Source organism: Escherichia sp. HH26CH (genome assembly GCF_009820205.1).
Taxonomy (GTDB): Bacteria; Pseudomonadota; Gammaproteobacteria; order Enterobacterales; family Enterobacteriaceae; genus Escherichia; species Escherichia coli_F.
Window position 1 is genome coordinate 173106 of record NZ_VNXM01000012.1, and the last position, 21823, is coordinate 194928.

Below are 21823 nucleotides of genomic sequence, written 5' to 3' on the forward strand. Positions count from 1 at the left end.
TTATGACATTAACAAGACGTGAATTTATTAAACACAGCGGTATTGCCGCTGGGGCGCTGGTGGTGACATCGGCTGCACCGTTACCTGCATGGGCAGAAGAGAAGGGCGGCAAAATCCTCACCGCAGGCCGTTGGGGAGCGATGAACGTAGAAGTGAAGGACGGGAAGATTGTTTCTTCAACAGGCGCGCTGGCGAAAACCATACCAAACTCCTTACAGTCTACAGCGGCGGATCAGGTACATACAACGGCGCGTATTCAGCATCCGATGGTGAGAAAAAGCTATCTCGATAATCCACTACAACCGGCGAAAGGTCGTGGCGAAGATACCTATGTACAGGTGAGCTGGGAACAAGCATTAAAACTTATTCATGAGCAACACGATCGCATTCGCAAAGCTAACGGACCATCGGCCATTTTTGCCGGATCTTACGGCTGGCGCTCTTCTGGCGTGTTACATAAAGCGCAAACCTTACTGCAACGTTATATGAATCTTGCGGGCGGTTATTCAGGGCATAGCGGCGATTATTCAACCGGGGCGGCACAGGTAATCATGCCGCACGTGGTGGGTTCCGTGGAGGTGTATGAACAGCAGACCTCCTGGCCACTGATTCTGGAAAACAGTCAGGTGGTGGTGTTGTGGGGGATGAACCCGCTGAATACCTTAAAAATTGCCTGGAGCAGTACCGATGAGCAAGGGCTGGAATACTTCCATCAGCTGAAAAAATCTGGCAAACCAGTGATTGCTATCGACCCCATTCGTTCCGAAACTATTGAGTTCTTTGGCGACAATGCTACCTGGATCGCGCCAAATATGGGCACCGACGTGGCGCTGATGTTGGGGATTGCGCATACCCTGATGACACAAGGCAAACACGACAAAGTGTTCCTTGAAAAATACACCACCGGATATCCGCAATTTGAAGAGTACCTCGCAGGTAAGAGCGATAATACGCCGAAGAACGCGGCCTGGGCGGCGGAAATTACTGGCGTAGCGGAAGCGCAGATAGTCAAACTCGCCGAACTGATGGCGGCAAATCGCACAATGCTGATGGCAGGCTGGGGAATTCAGCGCCAGCAATATGGTGAACAGAAACACTGGATGCTGGTGACGCTGGCGGCGATGTTAGGGCAGATTGGTACACCGGGCGGCGGGTTTGGTTTCTCTTATCATTACTCAAACGGTGGCAACCCGACGCGTGTTGGCGGAGTGCTGCCGGAAATGTCTGCGGCGATTGCCGGACAGGCCAGCGAGGCCGCTGATGATGGCGGAATGACGGCGATTCCTGTTGCCCGTATCGTCGATGCGCTGGAAAATCCTGGCGGCAAATATCAGCATAACGGTAAAGAACAAACGTATCCGAATATCAAAATGATCTGGTGGGCGGGTGGCGGTAACTTTACCCATCACCAGGATACCAATCGTCTGATTAAAGCATGGCAGAAACCGGAGATGATCGTCGTTTCTGAATGCTACTGGACCGCAGCTGCTAAACATGCAGATATCGTATTACCGATCACCACATCGTTTGAGCGCAATGACTTGACGATGACCGGTGATTACAGCAACCAGCATATTGTACCGATGAAGCAGGCTGTCGCTCCGCAATTTGAAGCGCGTAACGATTTTGATGTGTTTGCCGATCTTGCTGAATTACTCAAACCTGGCGGAAAAGAGATCTATACCGAAGGTAGAGATGAAATGGCGTGGCTGAAATTTTTCTATGATGCCGCTCAGAAAGGTGCGCGTGCGCAACGCGTGACTATGCCGATGTTTAATGCTTTCTGGCAGCAAAATAAACTGATCGAAATGCGCCGCAGCGAGAAGAACGAACAGTACGTTCGTTATGCTGATTTCCGCGCCGATCCGGTGAAAAATGCGCTGGGTACGCCAAGCGGCAAAATTGAGATTTACTCCAAAACGCTGGAAAAATTTGGCTATAAGGATTGCCCGGCACACCCAACTTGGCTTGCGCCTGATGAGTGGAAAGGTTCCGCCGACGAGAAGCAGTTGCAGCTTCTGACCGCACATCCGGCACACCGTTTACACAGTCAGCTTAACTATGCGGAACTGCGTAAAAAATATGCGGTTGCCGATCGTGAACCGATCACTATTCACACCGAAGATGCTGCTCGCTTTGGTATTGCGAATGGCGATCTGGTGCGTGTCTGGAACAAACGTGGTCAGATTCTGACAGGCGCGGTGGTGACTGACGGGATCAAAAAAGGCGTGGTATGCGTGCATGAAGGTGCATGGCCAGATCTGGAAAATGGCTTGTGTAAAAACGGCAGTGCGAACGTGTTAACGGCGGATATCCCCAGCTCTCAGCTGGCAAATGCCTGTGCCGGTAACTCTGCGCTGGTGTATATCGAAAAATATACGGGCAATGCACCGAAGTTAACGGCGTTTGATCAGCCAGCTGTTCAGGCATAAGACGTGAAAAGCGCCCGGAAACGGGCGCTAAATTTTTACGGCTTACGCGCAATCAACACCGCGCGTTTAGGTGCCGGATAACCTTCCACCGTTTTACTCGGATCATGTGGATTAAGAAAATCGGCCAGCGATTCGGTGACCATCCATTCGGTGCGTCGCTGCTCTTCGGTCGTGGTAACGCTCACATCCGCAATGCGGATATCAACAAAACCACACTTCTTCAGCCAGTTTTTCAACGCCAGGGCTGACGGGATGAAATAAACATTGCGCATTTGCGCGTAACGATCGCCTGGTACCAACACTGTGTTTTCATCGCCATCAATAACCAGCGTTTCCAGCACCAGTTCACCTTCATTCACCAGTTGATCTTTTAACTGCCAGAGATGCTCCAGCGGTGAACGACGATGATAAAGCACGCCCATCGAAAAGACGGTATCAAAGGCTTTCAGTGCCGGAAGTTGTTCAATGCCTAACGGCAGCAGATGCGCCCGTTGGTCGTTACCCAATAGTTTACGCACCGCTTCAAACTGGCATAGGAACAGTTGCGTAGGGTCGATACCCACCGCCAGATGTGCGCCTGCGCCAATCATGCGCCACATGTGATAACCGCTGCCGCAGCCGACATCAAGAATGGTGCGCCCGGTTAAATCAGAAAGATGGGGCAGAACACGATCCCATTTCCAGTCAGAACGCCATTCGGTATCGATGTTCACGCCATACAGTGAAAACGGCCCTTTGCGCCACGGCATGAGGTTGCGCATCAGTGTTTCAATGCGCTTAATCTGCCCGGCGCTCAGTGGCTCTTCGCTTTCTGCCGTCACGCTATGTAGTAAATCAAGACGATACGGTTTAATTTCAGGCAGAAATTCCACCGCATTGGACCACTGTTTAAACAGACCGTGCTGCTGTTCGCGCTGCCAGCTGGCAATCTGCGCGGGCAGCGTTTCCAGCCAGTGTGAAAGATGATTTTTGGCAATCAGAGAATAAAAGTTACCAAAGTCGATCATGCAGCGTCCTCTGCTTTTAAAGCCACCAGTGAACCAAAGTTAAAGCACTGGAACCATAGCTCGCTATGTTCGAAACCGGCTTGATGCAGGCGAGCTTTATGGGTTTCCACGGAATCGGTCAGCATGACATTTTCCAGCATACTGCGCTTCTGGCTGATCTCCAGTTCGCTGTAACCGTTGGCACGTTTAAAGTCGTGGTGCATGTTGAACAGCAGTTCACCAACTTTGGCATCTTCGAAACTGAATTTTTCTGAAAGCACCAGCGCGCCGCCCGGATTCAGCCCTTGATAAATTTTATCCAGTAACGCCTGACGCTCTGAAGGTTCCAGGAATTGCAGGGTAAAATTCAGCACAACCATCGATGCGTTTTCAATGGTGATATCGCGAATATCACCTTCAATAACGTCTACTGGCGTAGGGGCTTTATAAGCGTCAATATGACGACGGCAGCGTTCAATCATCGCCGGAGAGTTGTCGATGGCGATAATTTTGCAATTATCATGATGAATATTGCGACGCACTGAGAGCGTCGCCGCGCCCAGAGAACAACCCAGATCGTAAACCTGCGTACCAGGTTGAACGAAGCGTTCGGCTAACATACCAATCATGGAAATAATATTGGAGTAGCCGGGAACGGAACGCTGGATCATATCCGGGAAGACTTCGGCTACCCGTTCATCAAAGGTCCAGTCGCCCAGTCTGGCGATAGGGGCAGAAAATAGCGTGTCGCGGTGAGACATAACGTAAAAATCCGGGAAAAAGAAAGTGGCGTATTGTGCGCTAACGCAGGGAGAAAACCAACTCCCAGGGCATATACCAAAGATTCGCCAGCACCATCAGCAACAGCGCACACCAGGTGGCGCTCATGCCAGAACGTCGCCAGCGGAACAGACGGTGATGAAAACCGTAATAATGCATCAGACGACCAGCAAGCAAAACGATGCCGCAAATATGCACCATCCAGGTTTCGGCGCCATTCATTTCCATAAACAGCATCAACACAATCGCGATGGGAATATACTCCACCGCGTTACCATGAATGCGAATAGCGCTTTGCAGTTCGCTAAAACCGCCGTCACCATAGGCAACGCGGTACTGCATACGCAGGCGAACGACATCAAAAGAGAACTTCATTAATAACAACGCACTTAAAACGGCATACAGCGCGCTTACCATACAAACTCCCTTTAAAATGGCCGATGGCACCTGTCTATGATAGGTGGCAAATTCAGAAAAGAGAAGATTGCTGTGGAATAGCCGGAACTGCTCCGATCTCTGGAAGTGTTTTACGTAAGCCTTCCCACAGGGTATGTACCAGTTCCGGTGCCTGGGCAATATCTGGCGTATGTAAAAAAAGATAAGGCGTAGTGGTCTGATGCCACTGCGCTAATTTTTGTAACCAAACCTGAAACAACTCTCGGTTTTGCGTCATATCATCACTACCGATAAAACGGATCAGCGGATTTGTCGCCGTCAGCACAGCATGTACGGGAACTTTAGGTTTTTTCCGTTGAGCGTCGCGAATAGCTTCACTGTGTGGGCGTGCTGCATGAACCGGGCGGCTGTCTAAAATCACCCGATTAACGCCGCGCTGATGTAAACCGCGATTAAGTGTTTGTTCCTCTTCCCCTTTGGCGAAAAACTGTGGATGGCGGACTTCCACACCATAATTAAACTCGCCGGGAAGAGAGTCGAGAAAATGCCAAAGCGCAGGCAGATCCCGTGGGCCAAATGTGGCAGGCAGTTGCAGCCAGTATTGCCCAATGCGCGGCGCTAACGGTGACAAGCGAGTCAAAAATTCAGTTACTAAATCATCGCAATGCCGTAATGCTGCCTGATGCGAAATGGTCGCCGGAAACTTAAAACAGAAGCGAAAATTATCTGTGGTCTGCTCACGCCAGCGCAGGACAACCTCGGATTTCGGCAGGGCGTAAAGCGTGGTGTTGCCCTCCACACAGTTAAAGTGGCGGGCATACTCTTCAAGGCTGGTGATCCCCAACCGCACCCATTTAGGATGCGACCATTGCGGCAGACCGATGTAAATCATAATGCGTTGAGGATCTCTTCCACACTGCGCACACGGGCGATGCGTGGGTAGATATGGTTGATGCTGTTATTGTGCTGCTCGGCGCTGGCGGCGCTGCAGGCGTCTTCGGCAATCACCAGATTAAAACCGAGTTCCCAGGCATTGCGGGCGGTGGATTCAACACCGATATTGGTCGAGATCCCACATAATACTATTGTATCGATACCCCGGCGGCGTAATTGCAACTCCAGATCCGTACCGTAAAACGCACCCCATTGACGTTTGATGATTTCGATATCGCTGTCGGTTGCACCTAATGCAGCAGGATGTTGCCACCAGTTTTCGGGTAACACTTTAGCGGGGGAGGGGGCATCAACCGGCTGTTTTAATGCTTCGGCGTAATCGGTAGACCAACCAACGCGCACCAGAAACACGGGCTGACCGTTCGCGCGAAATTTCGCCGCCAGCTTCCCTGCTCGATTAACCACCTCATCGGCAGTATGAGGACCACCGGCAAAAGGTAAGATGCCTTCTTGTAAATCAATCACCACCAGCGCAGTGGTTTTAGCATTAAGTTCAAGCATGATGACTCCTGACAAAACAAAATCGTGCCTCTCACCTTAATGCGATTAGCCGATGGCGGAACGACAAATTTTGTTAATTTTTATGAGTTCGGGCAACACCTTTATAGCAAACTGGCGTAGAGTCTGATTTCAGGCCCGATATAAAGTGGTAACGAGGCGTTCCAGCGCGGGCCAGGCTCTTACGGTGCGGCAGAATTTCCAGTATAATAGCCGCCTTTTTTCATTCAGTTGTGACATACAGCTAACGCTGCGACTTGGTCACCTGCGCAGCAGGGGGCATCCGCCGGCAGCTAAGTTAAGGGATATCTCATGCGTACAGAATATTGTGGACAGCTCCGTTTGTCCCACGTGGGGCAGCAGGTGACTCTGTGTGGTTGGGTCAACCGTCGTCGTGATCTTGGTAGCCTGATCTTCATCGATATGCGCGACCGCGAAGGTATCGTGCAGGTATTTTTCGATCCGGATCGTGCGGACGCGTTAAAGCTGGCCTCTGAACTGCGTAATGAGTTCTGCATTCAGGTCACGGGCACCGTACGTGCGCGTGACGAAAAAAATATTAACCGCGATATGGCGACCGGCGAAATCGAAGTGCTGGCCTCCTCGCTGACCATCATCAACCGCGCAGACGTTCTGCCGCTTGACTCTAACCACGTCAACACCGAAGAAGCGCGTCTGAAATACCGCTACCTCGACCTGCGTCGCCCGGAAATGGCTCAGCGCCTGAAAACCCGCGCTAAAATCACCAGCCTGGTGCGCCGTTTTATGGATGACCACGGCTTCCTCGACATCGAAACTCCGATGCTGACCAAAGCCACGCCGGAAGGCGCGCGTGACTACCTGGTGCCTTCTCGTGTGCACAAAGGTAAATTCTACGCACTGCCGCAATCCCCGCAGTTGTTCAAACAGCTGCTGATGATGTCCGGTTTTGACCGCTACTATCAGATTGTAAAATGCTTCCGTGACGAAGACCTGCGCGCTGATCGTCAGCCTGAATTTACTCAGATCGATGTGGAAACTTCTTTCATGACCGCGCCGCAAGTGCGTGAAGTGATGGAAGCGCTGGTGCGTCATCTGTGGCTGGAAGTGAAGGGCGTGGATCTGGGCGATTTCCCGGTAATGACCTTTGCAGAAGCAGAACGCCGTTATGGTTCTGATAAACCGGATCTGCGTAACCCGATGGAACTGACTGACGTTGCCGATCTGCTGAAATCCGTTGAGTTCGCGGTATTCGCAGGTCCGGCGAACGATCCGAAAGGCCGCGTTGCTGCTCTGCGTGTTCCGGGTGGCGCATCGCTGACCCGTAAGCAGATCGACGAATACGGTAACTTCGTTAAAATCTACGGCGCGAAAGGTCTGGCGTACATCAAAGTTAACGAACGTGCGAAAGGTCTGGAAGGTATCAACAGCCCGGTAGCGAAGTTCCTCAACGCTGAAATCATCGAAGCCATCCTGGCTCGTACTGCCGCGCAAGATGGCGATATGATTTTCTTCGGTGCTGATAACAAGAAAATTGTTGCCGACGCGATGGGCGCATTGCGTCTGAAAGTGGGTAAAGACCTTGGTCTGACCGACGAAAGCAAATGGGCACCGCTGTGGGTTATCGACTTCCCGATGTTTGAAGATGACGGTGAAGGCGGCCTGACGGCAATGCACCATCCGTTCACCTCACCGAAAGATATGACGGCGGCAGAGTTGAAAGCTGCACCGGAAAATGCGGTGGCGAACGCTTACGATATGGTCATCAATGGTTACGAAGTGGGCGGTGGTTCTGTGCGTATCCATAATGGGGATATGCAGCAGACGGTGTTTGGTATTCTGGGGATCAACGAAGAAGAACAGCGCGAGAAGTTCGGCTTCCTGCTCGACGCCCTGAAATACGGTACTCCGCCGCACGCAGGTCTGGCATTCGGTCTTGACCGTCTGACCATGCTGCTGACCGGTACCGACAACATCCGTGACGTTATCGCCTTCCCGAAAACCACGGCGGCAGCGTGTCTGATGACCGAAGCGCCAAGCTTTGCTAACCCGACTGCTCTGTCCGAGCTGAGCATTCAGGTTGTGAAGAAGGCAGAGAATAATTGATATGACTTATAAGCGTCCCGTTTCTATTCTGGTGGTTATTTATGCGCAAGATACGAAACGGGTGCTGATGTTACAGCGGCGTGATGATCCCGATTTCTGGCAGTCGGTAACCGGCAGCGTGGAAGAGGGGGAAACCGCGCCGCAAGCCGCCATGCGCGAAGTAAAGGAAGAGGTCACCATTGATGTTGTCGCTGAACAACTGACCTTAATTGACTGTCAGCGCACGGTGGAGTTTGAAATTTTTTCACATTTACGTCATCGCTATGCGCCGGGCGTAACGCGTAATACGGAATCTTGGTTCTGTCTTGCACTCCCGCACGAGCGCCAGATCGTTTTCACTGAACATCTGGCCTACAAGTGGCTTGATGCGCATGCTGCGGCGGCGCTCACAAAGTCATGGAGCAACCGGCAGGCGATTGAACAGTTTGTAATTAACGCTGCCTGAACAGGCAGGGCTACCTGGAGATATTTTTATGGCAGGTCATAGTAAATGGGCCAACACCAGACATCGTAAAGCTGCGCAGGATGCTAAGCGCGGTAAAATCTTCACTAAAATCATTCGTGAACTGGTAACCGCCGCGAAGCTGGGCGGTGGAGATCCGGATGCTAACCCGCGTCTGCGAGCAGCCATTGACAAAGCACTGTCTAACAACATGACCCGTGACACCCTGAACCGCGCAATTGCACGTGGTGTGGGCGGTGATGATGATGCAAACATGGAAACCATCATCTACGAAGGTTACGGTCCTGGCGGCACGGCAATCATGATTGAATGTCTGTCTGATAACCGCAACCGTACGGTTGCTGAAGTGCGTCACGCATTCAGCAAATGTGGCGGTAACCTCGGTACTGATGGTTCCGTAGCCTATCTGTTCAGCAAAAAAGGCGTGATCTCCTTCGAGAAAGGCGATGAAGACACCATCATGGAAGCAGCTCTGGAAGCTGGTGCTGAAGATGTTGTGACCTATGATGACGGCGCGATTGATGTCTACACTGCATGGGAAGAAATGGGTAAAGTACGCGACGCTCTGGAAGCTGCAGGTCTGAAAGCAGACAGCGCGGAAGTTTCTATGATCCCGTCCACCAAAGCTGATATGGATGCAGAAACCGCACCGAAACTGATGCGTCTGATCGATATGCTGGAAGATTGCGACGACGTGCAGGAAGTTTACCATAACGGTGAAATCTCTGATGAGGTTGCAGCGACTCTCTGATGAGGCCTGCTAAACAGCAAACGGAGACGCGTGATGGCTATTATTCTCGGCATTGACCCGGGTTCGCGCGTGACCGGCTATGGCGTCATCCGCCAGGTGGGCAGGCAGCTGTCCTACCTGGGTAGCGGATGTATACGCACCAAAGTGGATGATTTACCGTCTCGCCTTAAGCTCATCTATGCGGGCGTGACGGAAATCATCACCCAGTTCCAGCCTGATTATTTCGCCATTGAACAAGTCTTTATGGCTAAAAATGCCGACTCGGCCCTGAAGCTGGGGCAGGCGCGTGGCGTGGCGATTGTGGCGGCGGTGAATCAGGAATTACCGGTATTTGAATACGCGGCACGTCAGGTAAAGCAAACGGTGGTAGGTATTGGTAGTGCCGAAAAAAGCCAGGTGCAGCATATGGTTCGCACCTTGCTGAAACTCCCCGTTAATCCGCAGGCGGATGCCGCTGATGCGCTGGCAATTGCCATCACCCACTGCCACGTTAGTCAGAATGCGATGCAGATGAGCGAATCGCGGCTGAACCTGGCGAGAGGGCGACTGCGTTAAGTTATACCGCCTCAGTCAATTCAGGCTGAGGCGTTTCTACTCCCTCCGCATGAATCAACACCAAACCCGGATGATGCCACAAACTGGCTGGCGTGACGGTTTTACGCTCCCACGGAATCGAACCTAAAAACCAGAATTTCCAGAAAGTGAGTTTTGCATTCGGATTGCTGTTTAGCAGTTCTCCAAACGTCTCAATTTCACCCACCGGGATACATAGCGCCTCTTTATAAATATCAAAAACGAATTTTGAACAGAACTGGCGGGATGATTCGTATTTAAAACCGGTGTGGTAGAACTTATGCAACCGGGCAGGGACCTTTTCGACAAGAGCAAGTTTCTGCTCTGCGGTTAAACCTCCTGCCAGGCGGCGAACACCGTAGCGTTGATCGGTCGACCGTTCAATAAATCGTGACAAAGTTGTGATTGTGGAGAGCGGAACTCGACTCTCCGCAACCAGGTAATCATCACCGTCATGTCCGATGATTATCCCCACATGGTTGCTCCAGCATTTCGAGGCTGCAGAGATTTGCCCAAACAGGCGAGCACCGATGCAGGTAAAAACAATATCACCGGTTTCATATTTAGCTGGGTAATTTATTTTCACTATATCAATCCATTATTTATATATAAAACAGCATCTATCTTTCGTGATGGTAAAGCATTAGCATTGTATTGTAATCATGACAAGGAATGTTTTATGCGGTTATTTATTAATGTGATAATTATAGTTTCGATCAGTCAATGCGTGAATGTATTTGCTCAAGATAATGTCATTCGCTATCCCTGGCGATATGGACGTATTTCTTTAAATGAGAATAATGAGTTTGTGCCTCAAATTATTCATATGCGTGATGATATCTACGGCGTGGGTGAAGCTGGTGCAAGCCTTAACGATGCGAGAATGGCGCAAAGTGGTGTCACCGTGAGGCTTCGCGTTATCCAGCAGGGGCAGGTGGTGAATGCTTTGCTGGATTTCTACAATAGCAATAATCAACCTGCTTATATCTTTGAAGGTGGTTTGATGCCTTGCAATAAAGCCTTTGACATCACAACAAGCAACATTGTCCTTGATGGGATGTGTGGAATTTATGATGGGGTCGATGGCTGGCAAGTTATTCCTGCGGGTGATCATTATAAAGAATCATTTTCACTCACTCAGGCTTTTGAATTTCTGCCGGGAAAACATCATTATAAAATTAATGCCGGAAGTTTTATCATCAGAGTGGGGGATGATATTTTTGCAAGAGAGGACGCCGAAAGCATTCTTTTTGATTTGATTAACTGGCGATATGGCTATGTGCTAAAAAGTTATGAAAGGGTGTCGAAGGGGGATTTGATGGCAGGATATTATGCTCTGTATGAATACTCAGGCGCTGACATAATTGATGAGTATGATATTTACTCAAACCAGGTCTCGATTGATCTTAATGGTGACGAGTTAGCGCATACGGAGTCATATCAGTGGCGTATTGATAGTGGAATGATCCCGCAAAAATTCAGCGTTCAGGGACTCGCTGAATGATTAGTCCTCTACCTGCTTGCCAGATACAGAGGTGCGGATGAATTTATCAAGCGTATTCAATCAGCTTTTAATCTCATTTGCTCTTGCCGGGACGTTGATATTAAGCATCTATCTCATGGAAGCTCACTACCCACGTTTCAGGAAGCCAATTGCGCTCTTTTACTTCTTTTTAGCGATTTATACCAGTTATGCTGCCGTTCTGGAGTATGAGTACCACCGCAATAGCTTGACTACGCTCGCAAAAGTTTCTTCGGTTCGTTATACCAGTAATTTTGAGCGTAGCGCCTCGCACTCCTGCAATTTACTGCGGGGAGGAAGGATTGATTGCACGGGGCTGTATGCCTATGACCTGACCTGGCAGATTGACGGTAAGACCTGGAATTTGCATGTTGAGGACAAGCGTATAAAACCAGGATTCACCATGTGCGTGAAGGTTGTAAAAGATCGCCCCGCCATCGGGAAACCCTGTGAAAACGTGTTTTTCAATATCAGCCCTTTACCGACTCTGATAGCTATATGGGCAATAAGCGCATTTATATTTGCGGTCTTACTCCTTCACAAACTAAAAAAATGCCGCGAATGGAAGCACGCCAGCAAGGAACGTGGAAAAATTGGCCATTAGAAGTCAAAGAAAGAGTGCGATGTAAGGTGATTCACAGAAAATTTCAGATACCGTGAGCCAAAGGATTATCAGTTCTGAAATGATTTAATATCATCCCTCGCTGGATATCTATCCAGCATTTTTTTATCATACAGCATTATCTTTGATTCATTACGCAGGAGCGTCATGTGATAGGCAGACTCAGAGGCATCATTCTGGAAAAACAACCCCCGCTGGTGTTACTTGAAGTGGGCGGCGTAGGCTATGAAGTGCATATGCCGATGACCTGTTTTTATGAACTCCCTGAAGCGGGTCAGGAAGCGATCGTTTTCACCCACTTTGTGGTGCGTGAAGACGCGCAACTGCTGTACGGTTTTAACAATAAACAAGAGCGCACGTTGTTCAAAGAGTTGATCAAAACCAACGGCGTTGGGCCTAAACTGGCATTGGCAATCCTCTCTGGAATGTCAGCGCAGCAGTTCGTTAATGCCGTTGAGCGTGAAGAAGTGGGGGCGCTGGTGAAACTGCCGGGTATTGGCAAAAAAACCGCCGAACGCTTGATTGTTGAAATGAAAGACCGATTTAAAGGTTTGCATGGCGATCTCTTTACGCCAGCTGCCGACCTGGTACTCACGTCACCTGCTAGCCCGAAGACCGACGATGCTGAACAGGAAGCGGTTGCCGCGCTGGTGGCGCTGGGCTATAAACCACAAGAAGCAAGCCGCATGGTGAGCAAAATCGCTCGCCCTGACGCCAGCAGTGAAACATTAATTCGCGAAGCCCTACGCGCCGCGTTATGAGGTAAAGGATGATTGAAGCAGACCGTCTGATTTCTGCCGGTACCACTTTGCCGGAAGATGTGGCAGATCGCGCCATTCGCCCTAAATTACTGGAAGAGTATGTTGGTCAACCGCAGGTTCGTTCACAGATGGAGATTTTCATCAAAGCAGCGAAACTGCGCGGCGATGCCCTCGATCATCTGTTGATTTTTGGTCCTCCGGGGTTGGGTAAAACTACGCTTGCCAACATTGTCGCCAATGAAATGGGCGTTAATTTACGCACGACTTCTGGTCCGGTGCTGGAAAAGGCGGGCGATCTGGCCGCGATGCTCACTAACCTTGAACCGCATGACGTGCTGTTTATTGATGAGATCCACCGTCTTTCACCAGTGGTGGAAGAGGTGTTGTATCCGGCAATGGAAGACTACCAACTGGATATTATGATTGGTGAAGGTCCGGCGGCACGCTCCATTAAAATTGACTTGCCGCCGTTTACTCTGATTGGTGCAACCACGCGCGCAGGTTCGCTGACATCACCGCTGCGTGATCGTTTTGGTATTGTGCAACGTCTGGAGTTTTATCAGGTGCCGGATCTGCAATATATCGTCAGTCGTAGTGCCCGTTTTATGGGGCTTGAGATGAGTGACGATGGCGCGCTGGAAGTTGCTCGCCGGGCGCGTGGTACGCCACGTATTGCCAACCGTCTGCTGCGTCGTGTTCGCGATTTTGCCGAAGTGAAGCACGATGGCACCATCTCGGCGGATATCGCCGCCCAGGCACTGGATATGCTGAATGTTGATGCTGAAGGTTTCGATTATATGGACCGCAAATTGTTGCTGGCGGTAATCGATAAGTTCTTTGGTGGGCCGGTAGGCCTGGATAACCTGGCGGCAGCCATTGGTGAAGAACGTGAAACCATTGAGGATGTACTGGAACCTTATTTGATTCAGCAAGGCTTTTTGCAGCGTACACCGCGCGGGCGTATGGCGACAGTGCGGGCGTGGAACCACTTCGGCATCACGCCACCAGACATGCCTTAAGTTGAATAAGGTATTCAAGCCGCTTCCGACATTGGCGATAAGCCTGATGCGACGCTGTTCGCGTCTTATCAGGCCTACCAGAAGTAGCGAACCGTAGGTCGGATAAGGCGCTCGCGCCGCATCCGACAAATGTGTTCAGCGACAGATTAGCTGGCCTGCTTTTTCATCATACTGATAATAAATAACAGTGCCGCACATAGCACTACCGACGGACCCGCCGGCGTATCGTAAAATGCGGAAAAGGTTAAACCGCCAGTTACTGCCACCATTCCCACCAAAACAGCGACACCGGCCATCTGTTCCGGCGTGCGGGCAAAGCGACGCGCTGTAGCTGCAGGAATAATCAGCAGCGAAGTAATAATCAACGCGCCGACAAATTTCATCGCTACACCAATCGTCAATGCTGTCACCAGCATCAACAACAATTTCACGCGCTGTAATTTCACACCATCAACAAACGCCAGATCCGGGCTAATCGTCATTGACAGCAAATTGCGCCATTGCCAGAACAGAATCGCCACTACGATGACCACGCCAATCGCAATAGAGATGAGATCTTCTGGCGTCACTGCCAGCAAATCACCGAACAGGTAAGCCATCAAATCAACACGAATGTTAGACATCAGACTAACGACCACCAGGCCCAGCGACAGGGCACTGTGCGCCATAATCCCTAATAACGTGTCGATCGCCAGCTGTGGGCGCTTCTCCAGCCATACCAGACCGCCCGCCAGCAGCAGCGTAACGGCAATTACCGCATAGAATGGATTCACGTCCAGCAATAAACCAAACGCGACGCCAAGTAATGAGGCATGAGCCAGTGTATCACCGAAATAAGACATACGACGCCAGACCACAAACGAACCCAGCGGACCCGCGGCACAGGCGAGCATGATCCCGGCTAACCAACCAGGAAATAATAATTCAATCATGAGCGATCATTTCCCCGACGCAAAACAATTCGTCCCTGTAAATCATGACGATGATTATGATGATGGCGATAGATACCCAGTTGTTCAGCACCACGAGGACCAAACATAGAAATAAACTCCGGATGCAGGGAAACAACTTCCGGTGTGCCGGAACAACAAATGTGGTGATTCAGGCAAAGCACTTCATCGGTTTTTGCCATTACCAAATGCAGATCGTGAGACACCATTAAAACGCCACAATCCAGTTCGCGACGCAACTGGTCAATAAGGTCATATAACGCCACCTGACCATTCACATCCACGCCCTGAGTGGGTTCATCCAGCACTAATAATTGCGGTCGATTTAACAATGCTCGCGCTAACAATACACGCTGTGTTTCGCCACCCGAGAGCTTTTGCATCGGTGCGTTAATCAGATGCCCGGCCTGGACACGTTTCAGTGCAGGCAAAATATCTTCTTTATGTGTGCCAGGGCGTAAGCGTAAAAAACGGTTTACGGTCAGTGGCAAAGTGGTGTCGAGATACAGCTTCTGCGGTACATAGCCGATGCGCAGTTTTCCGTTGCGCTTGATAACCCCTTCATCGGGTGTTACCAGCCCGAGCACTACCCGTACCAGTGTCGACTTACCTGCGCCATTTGGCCCAAGTAAAGTTAAAATTTTTCCAGGTTTAAGTTCCAGCGACACATCAGAGAGGACGCGGCGTTGGCCGAAAGAAACCGAGACATTTTCCAGGGAAACCAGACTTGTCATGTTAATTTTAGTCTTGCAGTAGTCATGAAATGTTATAATATCACACTTCTCATATTCATTACGATGATTGGTCGCATTATGTTACATAAAAAAACGCTTCTTTTCGCAGCATTATCTGCCGCTCTCTGGGGCGGTGCAACTCAGGCCGCAGATGCCGCCGTTGTCGCTTCGCTTAAACCCATTGGGTTCATCGCATCTGCCATTGCTGATGGGGTAACAGAAACGGAGGTTTTACTTCCTGACGGCGCTTCAGAACATGATTATTCACTGCGTCCATCAGATGTAAAACGCTTACAGAACGCGGACTTAGTTGTTTGGGTTGGCCCGGAGATGGAAGCGTTCATGCAAAAACCGGTAAGTAAATTACCTGAAGCCAAACAGGTAACGATTGCGCAGCTAGAGAATGTGAAACCGCTGCTGATGAAAAGTATTCACGGCGATGATGATGATCACGACCACGCGGAAAAAAGTGACGAAGATCACCATCACGGCGATTTCAACATGCATCTTTGGCTTTCCCCAGAGATAGCGCGGGCTACAGCGGTTGCAATCCATGGAAAATTAGTGGAACTTATGCCGCAAAGTCGAGCCAAACTTGACGCCAACCTGAAGGATTTTGAGGCACAATTAGCCTCAACCGAAAAGCAGGTTGGTAACGAGCTCGCGCCGCTCAAGGGGAAAGGTTATTTCGTTTTTCACGATGCTTACGGCTATTTCGAAAAACAGTTCGGACTGACACCGCTTGGTCATTTTACCGTTAACCCTGAGATTCAACCTGGCGCGCAGCGTTTACATGAAATAAGAACACAGTTGGTTGAGCAAAAAGCAACCTGCGTTTTTGCTGAGCCACAGTTCAGGCCAGCGGTCGTTGAGAGCGTCGCACGAGGGACATCCGTTCGTATGGGAACGTTGGATCCCCTGGGGACGAATATCAAACTGGGTAAAACAAGCTATTCAGAATTCCTGAATCAATTAGCCAACCAGTATGCGAGCTGCCTGAAAGGAGATTAATGAGGAAGTGATTACGTGCAACAGATAGCCCGCTCTGTCGCCCTGGCGTTTAATAATTTACCGCGACCACACCGCGTTATGTTGGGGTCGCTCACCGTTCTTACTCTGGCCGTCGCTGTCTGGCGGCCCTATGTTTATCACCGCGATGCCACGCCAGTTGTCAAAACCATTGAGCTGGAACAGAACGAAATTCGTTCGCTCTTACCTGAAGCCAGTGAGCCGATTGATCAAGCTGCACAAGAAGATGAAGCCATTCCCCAGGATGAACTGGATGACAAAATCGCCGGTGAAGCGGGCGTGCATGAATATGTTGTTTCCACTGGCGATACGCTAAGCAGCATTCTCAATCAGTATGGTATTGATATGGGTGATATCACCCAACTGGCTGCTGCCGACAAAGAATTGCGTAACCTGAAAATCGGTCAACAACTCTCCTGGACATTAACCGCGGACGGCGAACTGCAGCGCCTCACCTGGGAAGTGTCTCGTCGGGAAACCCGAACCTATGACCGTACTGCCGCTAACGGTTTTAAAATGACCAGCGAAATGCAGCAAGGAGAGTGGGTCAACAATCTGCTGAAAGGTACCGTCGGGGGAAGCTTTGTTGCCAGCGCCAGAAACGCCGGTTTAACCAGCGCCGAAGTGAGCGCAGTGATTAAAGCCATGCAGTGGCAAATGGATTTCCGCAAACTGAAAAAAGGCGATGAATTTGCGGTGTTAATGTCACGAGAAATGCTTGATGGCAAACGTGAGCAAAGCCAACTGCTGGGCGTACGTTTGCGTTCAGAAGGTAAAGATTATTACGCAATCCGCGCTGAAGATGGCAAATTCTACGATCGTAACGGTACTGGTCTGGCGAAAGGATTCTTGCGATTCCCGACGGCGAAACAGTTCCGTATCTCGTCTAACTTTAACCCGCGTCGTACTAATCCGGTGACTGGTCGTGTTGCGCCACACAGAGGTGTTGATTTCGCCATGCCACAGGGTACGCCGGTGCTTTCAGTGGGTGACGGTGAAGTGGTGGTTGCCAAACGCAGTGGCGCAGCAGGTTATTATGTGGCTATTCGTCATGGTCGCAGCTACACCACGCGTTATATGCACTTGCGTAAGATTCTGGTGAAACCAGGACAGAAGGTGAAACGTGGCGACCGTATCGCGCTTTCCGGTAATACCGGACGTTCAACCGGGCCGCATCTGCACTATGAAGTATGGATAAACCAGCAGGCCGTAAACCCGCTGACGGCAAAACTGCCGCGTACCGAAGGGCTGACCGGCTCCGATCGTCGCGAATTCCTGGCGCAGGCCAAAGAGATTGTGCCGCAGCTACGGTTTGATTAATTAACATCCATTCGCAGCCGGTACGCAGTCAGTACCGGCTTTTTTTATTTGGTGCGGGGCAAGTTGCGCCGCTACACTATCACCAGATTGATTTTTGCCTTATCCGAAACTGGAAAAGCATGGAAACGAAAAAAAATAATAGCGAATACATTCCTGAGTTTGATAAATCCTTTCGCCACCCGCGCTACTGGGGGGCATGGCTGGGCGTAGCAGCGATGGCGGGTATCGCTTTAACGCCGCCAAAGTTCCGTGATCCCATTCTGGCACGGCTGGGACGTTTTGCCGGACGACTGGGAAAAAGCTCACGCCGTCGTGCGTTAATAAATCTGTCGCTCTGCTTTCCAGAACGTAGTGAAGCTGAACGCGAAGCGATTGTTGATGAGATGTTTGCCACTGCGCCGCAAGCGATGGCAATGATGGCTGAGTTGGCAATACGCGGGCCGGAGAAAATTCAGCCGCGCGTTGACTGGCAAGGGCTGGAGATCATCGAAGAGATGCGGCGTAATAACGAGAAAGTGATTTTTCTGGTGCCGCACGGCTGGGCCGTCGATATCCCTGCCATGCTGATGGCCTCGCAAGGGCAGAAAATGGCAGCGATGTTCCATAATCAGGGTAACCCGGTTTTTGATTATGTCTGGAACACGGTGCGTCGTCGCTTTGGCGGTCGTCTGCATGCGAGAAATGATGGTATTAAGCCTTTCATCCAGTCGGTACGTCAGGGCTACTGGGGATATTATTTACCCGATCAGGATCATGGCCCCGAGCACAGTGAGTTTGTTGATTTCTTTGCCACCTATAAAGCGACGTTGCCCGCGATTGGTCGATTGATGAAAGTGTGCCGTGCGCGCGTTGTACCGCTGTTTCCAATTTATGATGGCAAGACGCATCGTCTGACGATTCAGGTGCGCCCACCGATGGATGATCTGTTAGAGGCGGATGACCATACGATTGCGCGGCGGATGAATGAAGAAGTCGAGATTTTTGTTGGTCCGCGACCAGAACAATACACCTGGATATTAAAATTGCTGAAAACTCGCAAACCGGGCGAAATCCAACCGTATAAGCGCAAAGATCTTTATCCCATCAAATAAAAAAAGCCTCTCGCGAGGAGAGGCTTCCGCCGTGTGATAAGTTCAAGTTTGCTTCAGAAGATTCGAAATCTGTTGAACTATCATTGAACTGTAGGCCGGATGAGGCGTTTTCGCCGCATCCGGCAACGTACTTACTCTACCGTTAAAATACGCGTGGTATTAGTAGAACCCACGGTACTCATCACGTCGCCCTGGGTGACAATCACCAGGTCACCAGACATCAAGTAACCTTTATCGCGCAGCAGATTAACCGCTTCGCTGGCAGCTGCTACGCCGTCATTAGCGCTATCAAAGTGCACCGGCGTAACGCCACGATAGAGAGCAGTCAGATTCAGCGTACGTTCATGGCGCGACATAGCGAAAATCGGCAGACCGGAGCTGATACGGGAGGTCATCAGAGCGGTACGACCCGATTCGGTCATAGTGATGATCGCCGTAACGCCTTTCAGGTGGTTAGCCGCGTACATTGCTGACATGGCGATAGCTTCTTCCACATTGTCGAACTGAACGTCCAGACGGTGTTTAGAAACGTTGATGCTCGGGATTTTTTCCGCACCCAGGCAAACACGCGCCATGGCTGCAACGGTTTCTGAAGGATACTGACCAGCAGCAGTTTCTGCAGACAGCATCACAGCGTCAGTACCATCCAGAACGGCGTTTGCTACGTCCATGACTTCTGCACGGGTCGGCATTGGATTAGTAATCATTGACTCCATCATCTGGGTCGCAGTGATTACCGCGCGGTTTAACTGACGTGCACGACGGATCAACGCTTTTTGAATGCCGACCAGTTCAGGGTCGCCAATTTCCACACCGAGGTCGCCGCGTGCAACCATTACCACATCAGAGGCGAGGATAATGTCATCCATTGCATCCTGGCTGCAAACGGCTTCCGCACGTTCAACTTTGGCGACAATTTTTGCATCACAACCTGCGTCGCGAGCCAGGCGGCGTGCATAGTTCAGATCTTCGCCGCAGCGCGGGAAGGAAACAGCCAGGTAATCTACGCCAATCAACGCCGCAGTCTTAATGTCTGCTTTGTCTTTTTCGGTCAGCGCTTCAGCCGACAAACCACCGCCGAGTTTGTTGATACCTTTATTGTTGGAGAGCGGACCGCCGACGGTCACTTCGGTGAATACTTTCATGCCTTGAACTTCCAGTACTTTTAACTGGACGCGACCATCGTCCAGCAGCAGGATGTCACCAGGCACGACGTCAGCAGGCAGGCCTTTGTAGTCGATACCGACTTTTTCTTTATCGCCTTCACCTTTACCCAGGTTGGCGTCGAGCAGGAATTTATCCCCAATATTGAGGAAAACTTTGCCTTCTTTAAAGGTGGATACACGGATTTTGGGCCCCTGGAGGTCACCCAGAATAGCCACATGACGCCCCAGTTTTGCGGCAATCTCACGAACTTTATCCGCGCGCATTTTGTGATCTTCAGGAGAGCCGTGAGAAAAGTTCATACGTACAACGTTTGCACCCGCAGCGATAACTTTCTCAAGGTTATTATCGCGATCTGTTGCTGGGCCTAACGTGGTAACGATTTTTGTTCTGCGAAGCCTTCTGGACATGTAATACTCCGTTGACTGAAACAACCAGGTGTTGCTTGAACATGAAATCCGAATGAAATAACGCCGTTATGGCGATAAAGTAATCTCATTCGGATGTCGTATAAGATTAGAACAGTGACAGTCGTTTTTAGCGATCGTCACTTAAATTAAGTAACTGCTTATCAAAACGCGATTCCTTCAGCGCTTCCTTGACCCGCTTCAAGTTATCTCTGAATTTTGCACCGCGTCGCAAAGTAAAACCTGTTGCCAGCACATCTATCACGGTCAGCTGTGCAAGTCGAGAAACCATGGGCATATAAATGTCAGTATCTTCCGGTACATCGAGGGTAATTGCTAGCGTTGCTTCTCGGGCAAGCGGGGTACCCGCAGAGGTGAGGGCAATCACCATGGCGTCGTTTTCCCGTGCCAACTGCGCCAACTCGACCAGATTTTTTGTTCTTCCAGTGTGAGAAATCAGCACCACCACGTCTCCGTCGCTACAATTCATACAACTCATGCGTTGCAGCACGATATCATCGGAGTACACCACCGGAACATTAAAACGAAAGAACTTATTCATCGCATCGTGGGCAACGGCGGCAGAAGAGCCTAATCCAAAAAACGCGATTTTTTTGGCCTGAGTGAGCAAGTCGACGGCGCGGTTAACGGCAGATTTATCCAGTGAATGACGGACATGATCGAGCGTCGCCATTGCCGACTCAAATATTTTTCCCGTGTATGATTCAACGCTGTCATCTTCATTGACGTTGCGATTAACATAGGGGGTGCCATTCGCCAGACTTTGTGCCAGATGCAGTTTAAAATCAGGAAAACCGCGCGTGTCCATACTGCGACAGAAACGATTCACCGTCGGTTCACTAACATTGGCCTCCAGCGCCAGAGCAGCAATACTCGAATGGATCGCGTTATCGGGCGAAGCCAGAATGACCTCGGCAACTTTGCGCTCTGATTTGCTCAAATGTTCCAGCTGAGACTGGATTTTTTCCAGCATATTCATGATGTAAAGAGACTCACGGGTAATGACGATTTCCGCACTGAAAGAAATCGAAATGCAGTTTTGTCAGATATTACGCCTGTGTGCTGTGTTAATGACAAAAGCAGATAAAAAAGTTGTTATTTTTTTTCATAACATGATCAGTGTCAGATTTTTACCCAATGGAAAACGATGATTTTTTTATCAGTTTTGCCGCACTTTGCGCGCTTTTACCGTAATCGCACGGGTGGATAAGCGTTTACAGTTTTCGCAAGCTCGTAAAAGCAGTACAGTGCACCGTAAGAAAATT

Annotated in this window: 22 protein-coding genes; 12 read left to right on the forward strand and 10 right to left on the reverse strand. The window is 50.3% G+C overall.

Annotation, left to right across the window (positions count from 1 at the left end):
- The first annotated feature begins 2 nt into the window (after positions 1–2).
- Complete coding sequence (gene torZ, locus FQ015_RS02830) at positions 3–2432, forward strand: trimethylamine N-oxide reductase TorZ (protein ID WP_160523683.1); 2430 nt, start codon at positions 3–5, stop codon at positions 2430–2432.
- A 35-nt stretch (positions 2433–2467) separates the two neighbouring features.
- Here torZ and cmoB read toward each other — a convergent pair whose 3' ends face one another.
- The 5 genes from cmoB to FQ015_RS02855 are packed head-to-tail and all read right to left on the reverse strand — an operon-like array spanning position 2468 to position 6049.
- On the reverse strand, positions 2468–3439 hold the full coding sequence (cmoB, locus tag FQ015_RS02835; protein ID WP_105287912.1) for a tRNA 5-methoxyuridine(34)/uridine 5-oxyacetic acid(34) synthase CmoB: 972 nt from the start codon (positions 3437–3439) through the stop codon (positions 2468–2470).
- Entirely contained in the window at positions 3436–4179 is a 744-nt protein-coding gene (gene cmoA, locus FQ015_RS02840; protein ID WP_000019597.1) for a carboxy-S-adenosyl-L-methionine synthase CmoA, read from the reverse strand. Before cmoA ends, cmoB begins: the two co-directional genes overlap by 4 nt.
- A 40-nt stretch (positions 4180–4219) precedes the next feature.
- Positions 4220–4615: an MAPEG family protein gene (locus FQ015_RS02845; protein ID WP_000252980.1), complete on the reverse strand. Its 396-nt coding sequence runs from the start codon at positions 4613–4615 to the stop codon at positions 4220–4222.
- Positions 4616–4667: 52 nt separating this feature from the next.
- On the reverse strand, positions 4668–5486 hold the full coding sequence (locus FQ015_RS02850; protein WP_000639288.1) for a DUF72 domain-containing protein: 819 nt from the start codon (positions 5484–5486) through the stop codon (positions 4668–4670).
- Entirely contained in the window at positions 5483–6049 is a 567-nt protein-coding gene (locus FQ015_RS02855) for a hydrolase (RefSeq protein WP_032184429.1), read from the reverse strand. The genes FQ015_RS02850 and FQ015_RS02855 overlap by 4 nt, the downstream gene beginning before the upstream one ends.
- A 309-nt stretch (positions 6050–6358) precedes the next feature.
- On the opposite strand from FQ015_RS02855, the gene aspS reads away from it, so the two are divergent.
- Genes aspS through ruvC form a run of 4 tightly spaced genes read left to right on the forward strand, consistent with a single transcriptional unit; the run spans position 6359 to position 9900 of the window.
- Complete coding sequence (gene aspS, locus FQ015_RS02860) at positions 6359–8131, forward strand: aspartate--tRNA ligase (RefSeq protein WP_160523684.1); 1773 nt, start codon at positions 6359–6361, stop codon at positions 8129–8131.
- A complete protein-coding gene (nudB, locus tag FQ015_RS02865) occupies positions 8124–8576 on the forward strand; it encodes a dihydroneopterin triphosphate diphosphatase (protein ID WP_077626310.1) in 453 nt (150 codons plus the stop codon). Before aspS ends, nudB begins: the two co-directional genes overlap by 8 nt.
- A gap of 28 nt (positions 8577–8604) precedes the next feature.
- Entirely contained in the window at positions 8605–9345 is a 741-nt protein-coding gene (locus tag FQ015_RS02870; RefSeq protein WP_000907234.1) for a YebC/PmpR family DNA-binding transcriptional regulator, read from the forward strand.
- A gap of 33 nt (positions 9346–9378) precedes the next feature.
- Positions 9379–9900, forward strand: a complete 522-nt coding sequence (gene ruvC / locus FQ015_RS02875) for a crossover junction endodeoxyribonuclease RuvC (RefSeq protein WP_160523685.1) — start codon at positions 9379–9381, stop codon at positions 9898–9900.
- 1 nt (position 9901) lies between these two features.
- Here ruvC and FQ015_RS02880 read toward each other — a convergent pair whose 3' ends face one another.
- On the reverse strand, positions 9902–10504 hold the full coding sequence (locus FQ015_RS02880; RefSeq protein WP_032184426.1) for a YebB family permuted papain-like enzyme: 603 nt from the start codon (positions 10502–10504) through the stop codon (positions 9902–9904).
- 93 nt (positions 10505–10597) lie between these two features.
- Between FQ015_RS02880 and FQ015_RS02885 the strand changes: the two genes are divergently transcribed.
- The 4 genes from FQ015_RS02885 to ruvB all read left to right on the forward strand — a co-directional run bounded on the left by FQ015_RS02885 (position 10598) and on the right by ruvB (position 13842).
- Positions 10598–11422, forward strand: a complete 825-nt coding sequence (locus tag FQ015_RS02885; RefSeq protein ID WP_237427005.1) for a hypothetical protein — start codon at positions 10598–10600, stop codon at positions 11420–11422.
- A gap of 37 nt (positions 11423–11459) precedes the next feature.
- Entirely contained in the window at positions 11460–12044 is a 585-nt protein-coding gene (locus FQ015_RS02895; RefSeq protein ID WP_160523686.1) for a hypothetical protein, read from the forward strand.
- A gap of 167 nt (positions 12045–12211) precedes the next feature.
- The gene (ruvA, locus tag FQ015_RS02900) at positions 12212–12823 is read left to right on the forward strand and encodes a Holliday junction branch migration protein RuvA (protein ID WP_160523687.1); all 612 of its coding nucleotides are present in this window, start codon (positions 12212–12214) and stop codon (positions 12821–12823) included.
- 8 nt (positions 12824–12831) lie between these two features.
- Positions 12832–13842 carry a Holliday junction branch migration DNA helicase RuvB gene (gene ruvB, locus FQ015_RS02905; RefSeq protein ID WP_160523688.1) on the forward strand — a complete coding sequence of 337 codons (1011 nt, stop codon included), beginning with the start codon at positions 12832–12834 and terminating at the stop codon, positions 13840–13842.
- A 146-nt stretch (positions 13843–13988) separates the two neighbouring features.
- On the opposite strand, the gene znuB is transcribed toward ruvB, so the two are convergent.
- Positions 13989–14774, reverse strand: coding sequence for a zinc ABC transporter permease subunit ZnuB (gene znuB / locus FQ015_RS02910; RefSeq protein WP_000571478.1), 786 nt, complete (start codon positions 14772–14774; stop codon positions 13989–13991).
- Entirely contained in the window at positions 14771–15526 is a 756-nt protein-coding gene (gene znuC, locus FQ015_RS02915) for a zinc ABC transporter ATP-binding protein ZnuC (RefSeq protein WP_000202996.1), read from the reverse strand. The genes znuB and znuC overlap by 4 nt, the downstream gene beginning before the upstream one ends.
- Positions 15527–15604: 78 nt before the next feature.
- On the opposite strand from znuC, the gene znuA reads away from it, so the two are divergent.
- From znuA to lpxM, 3 genes are all read left to right on the forward strand, one after another.
- Complete coding sequence (gene znuA / locus FQ015_RS02920; RefSeq protein ID WP_024212292.1) at positions 15605–16537, forward strand: zinc ABC transporter substrate-binding protein ZnuA; 933 nt, start codon at positions 15605–15607, stop codon at positions 16535–16537.
- A gap of 15 nt (positions 16538–16552) precedes the next feature.
- Positions 16553–17875: a murein DD-endopeptidase MepM gene (gene mepM, locus FQ015_RS02925; RefSeq protein ID WP_160523689.1), complete on the forward strand. Its 1323-nt coding sequence runs from the start codon at positions 16553–16555 to the stop codon at positions 17873–17875.
- A gap of 119 nt (positions 17876–17994) precedes the next feature.
- Positions 17995–18966 (forward strand): lauroyl-Kdo(2)-lipid IV(A) myristoyltransferase, encoded by a 972-nt coding sequence (lpxM, locus tag FQ015_RS02930; RefSeq protein ID WP_000448381.1) that lies wholly within the window; start codon positions 17995–17997, stop codon positions 18964–18966.
- 131 nt (positions 18967–19097) lie between these two features.
- On the opposite strand, the gene pyk is transcribed toward lpxM, so the two are convergent.
- Both pyk and hexR read right to left on the reverse strand, forming a co-directional pair.
- On the reverse strand, positions 19098–20540 hold the full coding sequence (gene pyk, locus FQ015_RS02935; protein ID WP_000091148.1) for a pyruvate kinase: 1443 nt from the start codon (positions 20538–20540) through the stop codon (positions 19098–19100).
- A gap of 127 nt (positions 20541–20667) precedes the next feature.
- Complete coding sequence (gene hexR, locus FQ015_RS02940; protein WP_001056701.1) at positions 20668–21537, reverse strand: DNA-binding transcriptional regulator HexR; 870 nt, start codon at positions 21535–21537, stop codon at positions 20668–20670.
- Positions 21538–21823 lie beyond the last annotated feature (286 nt).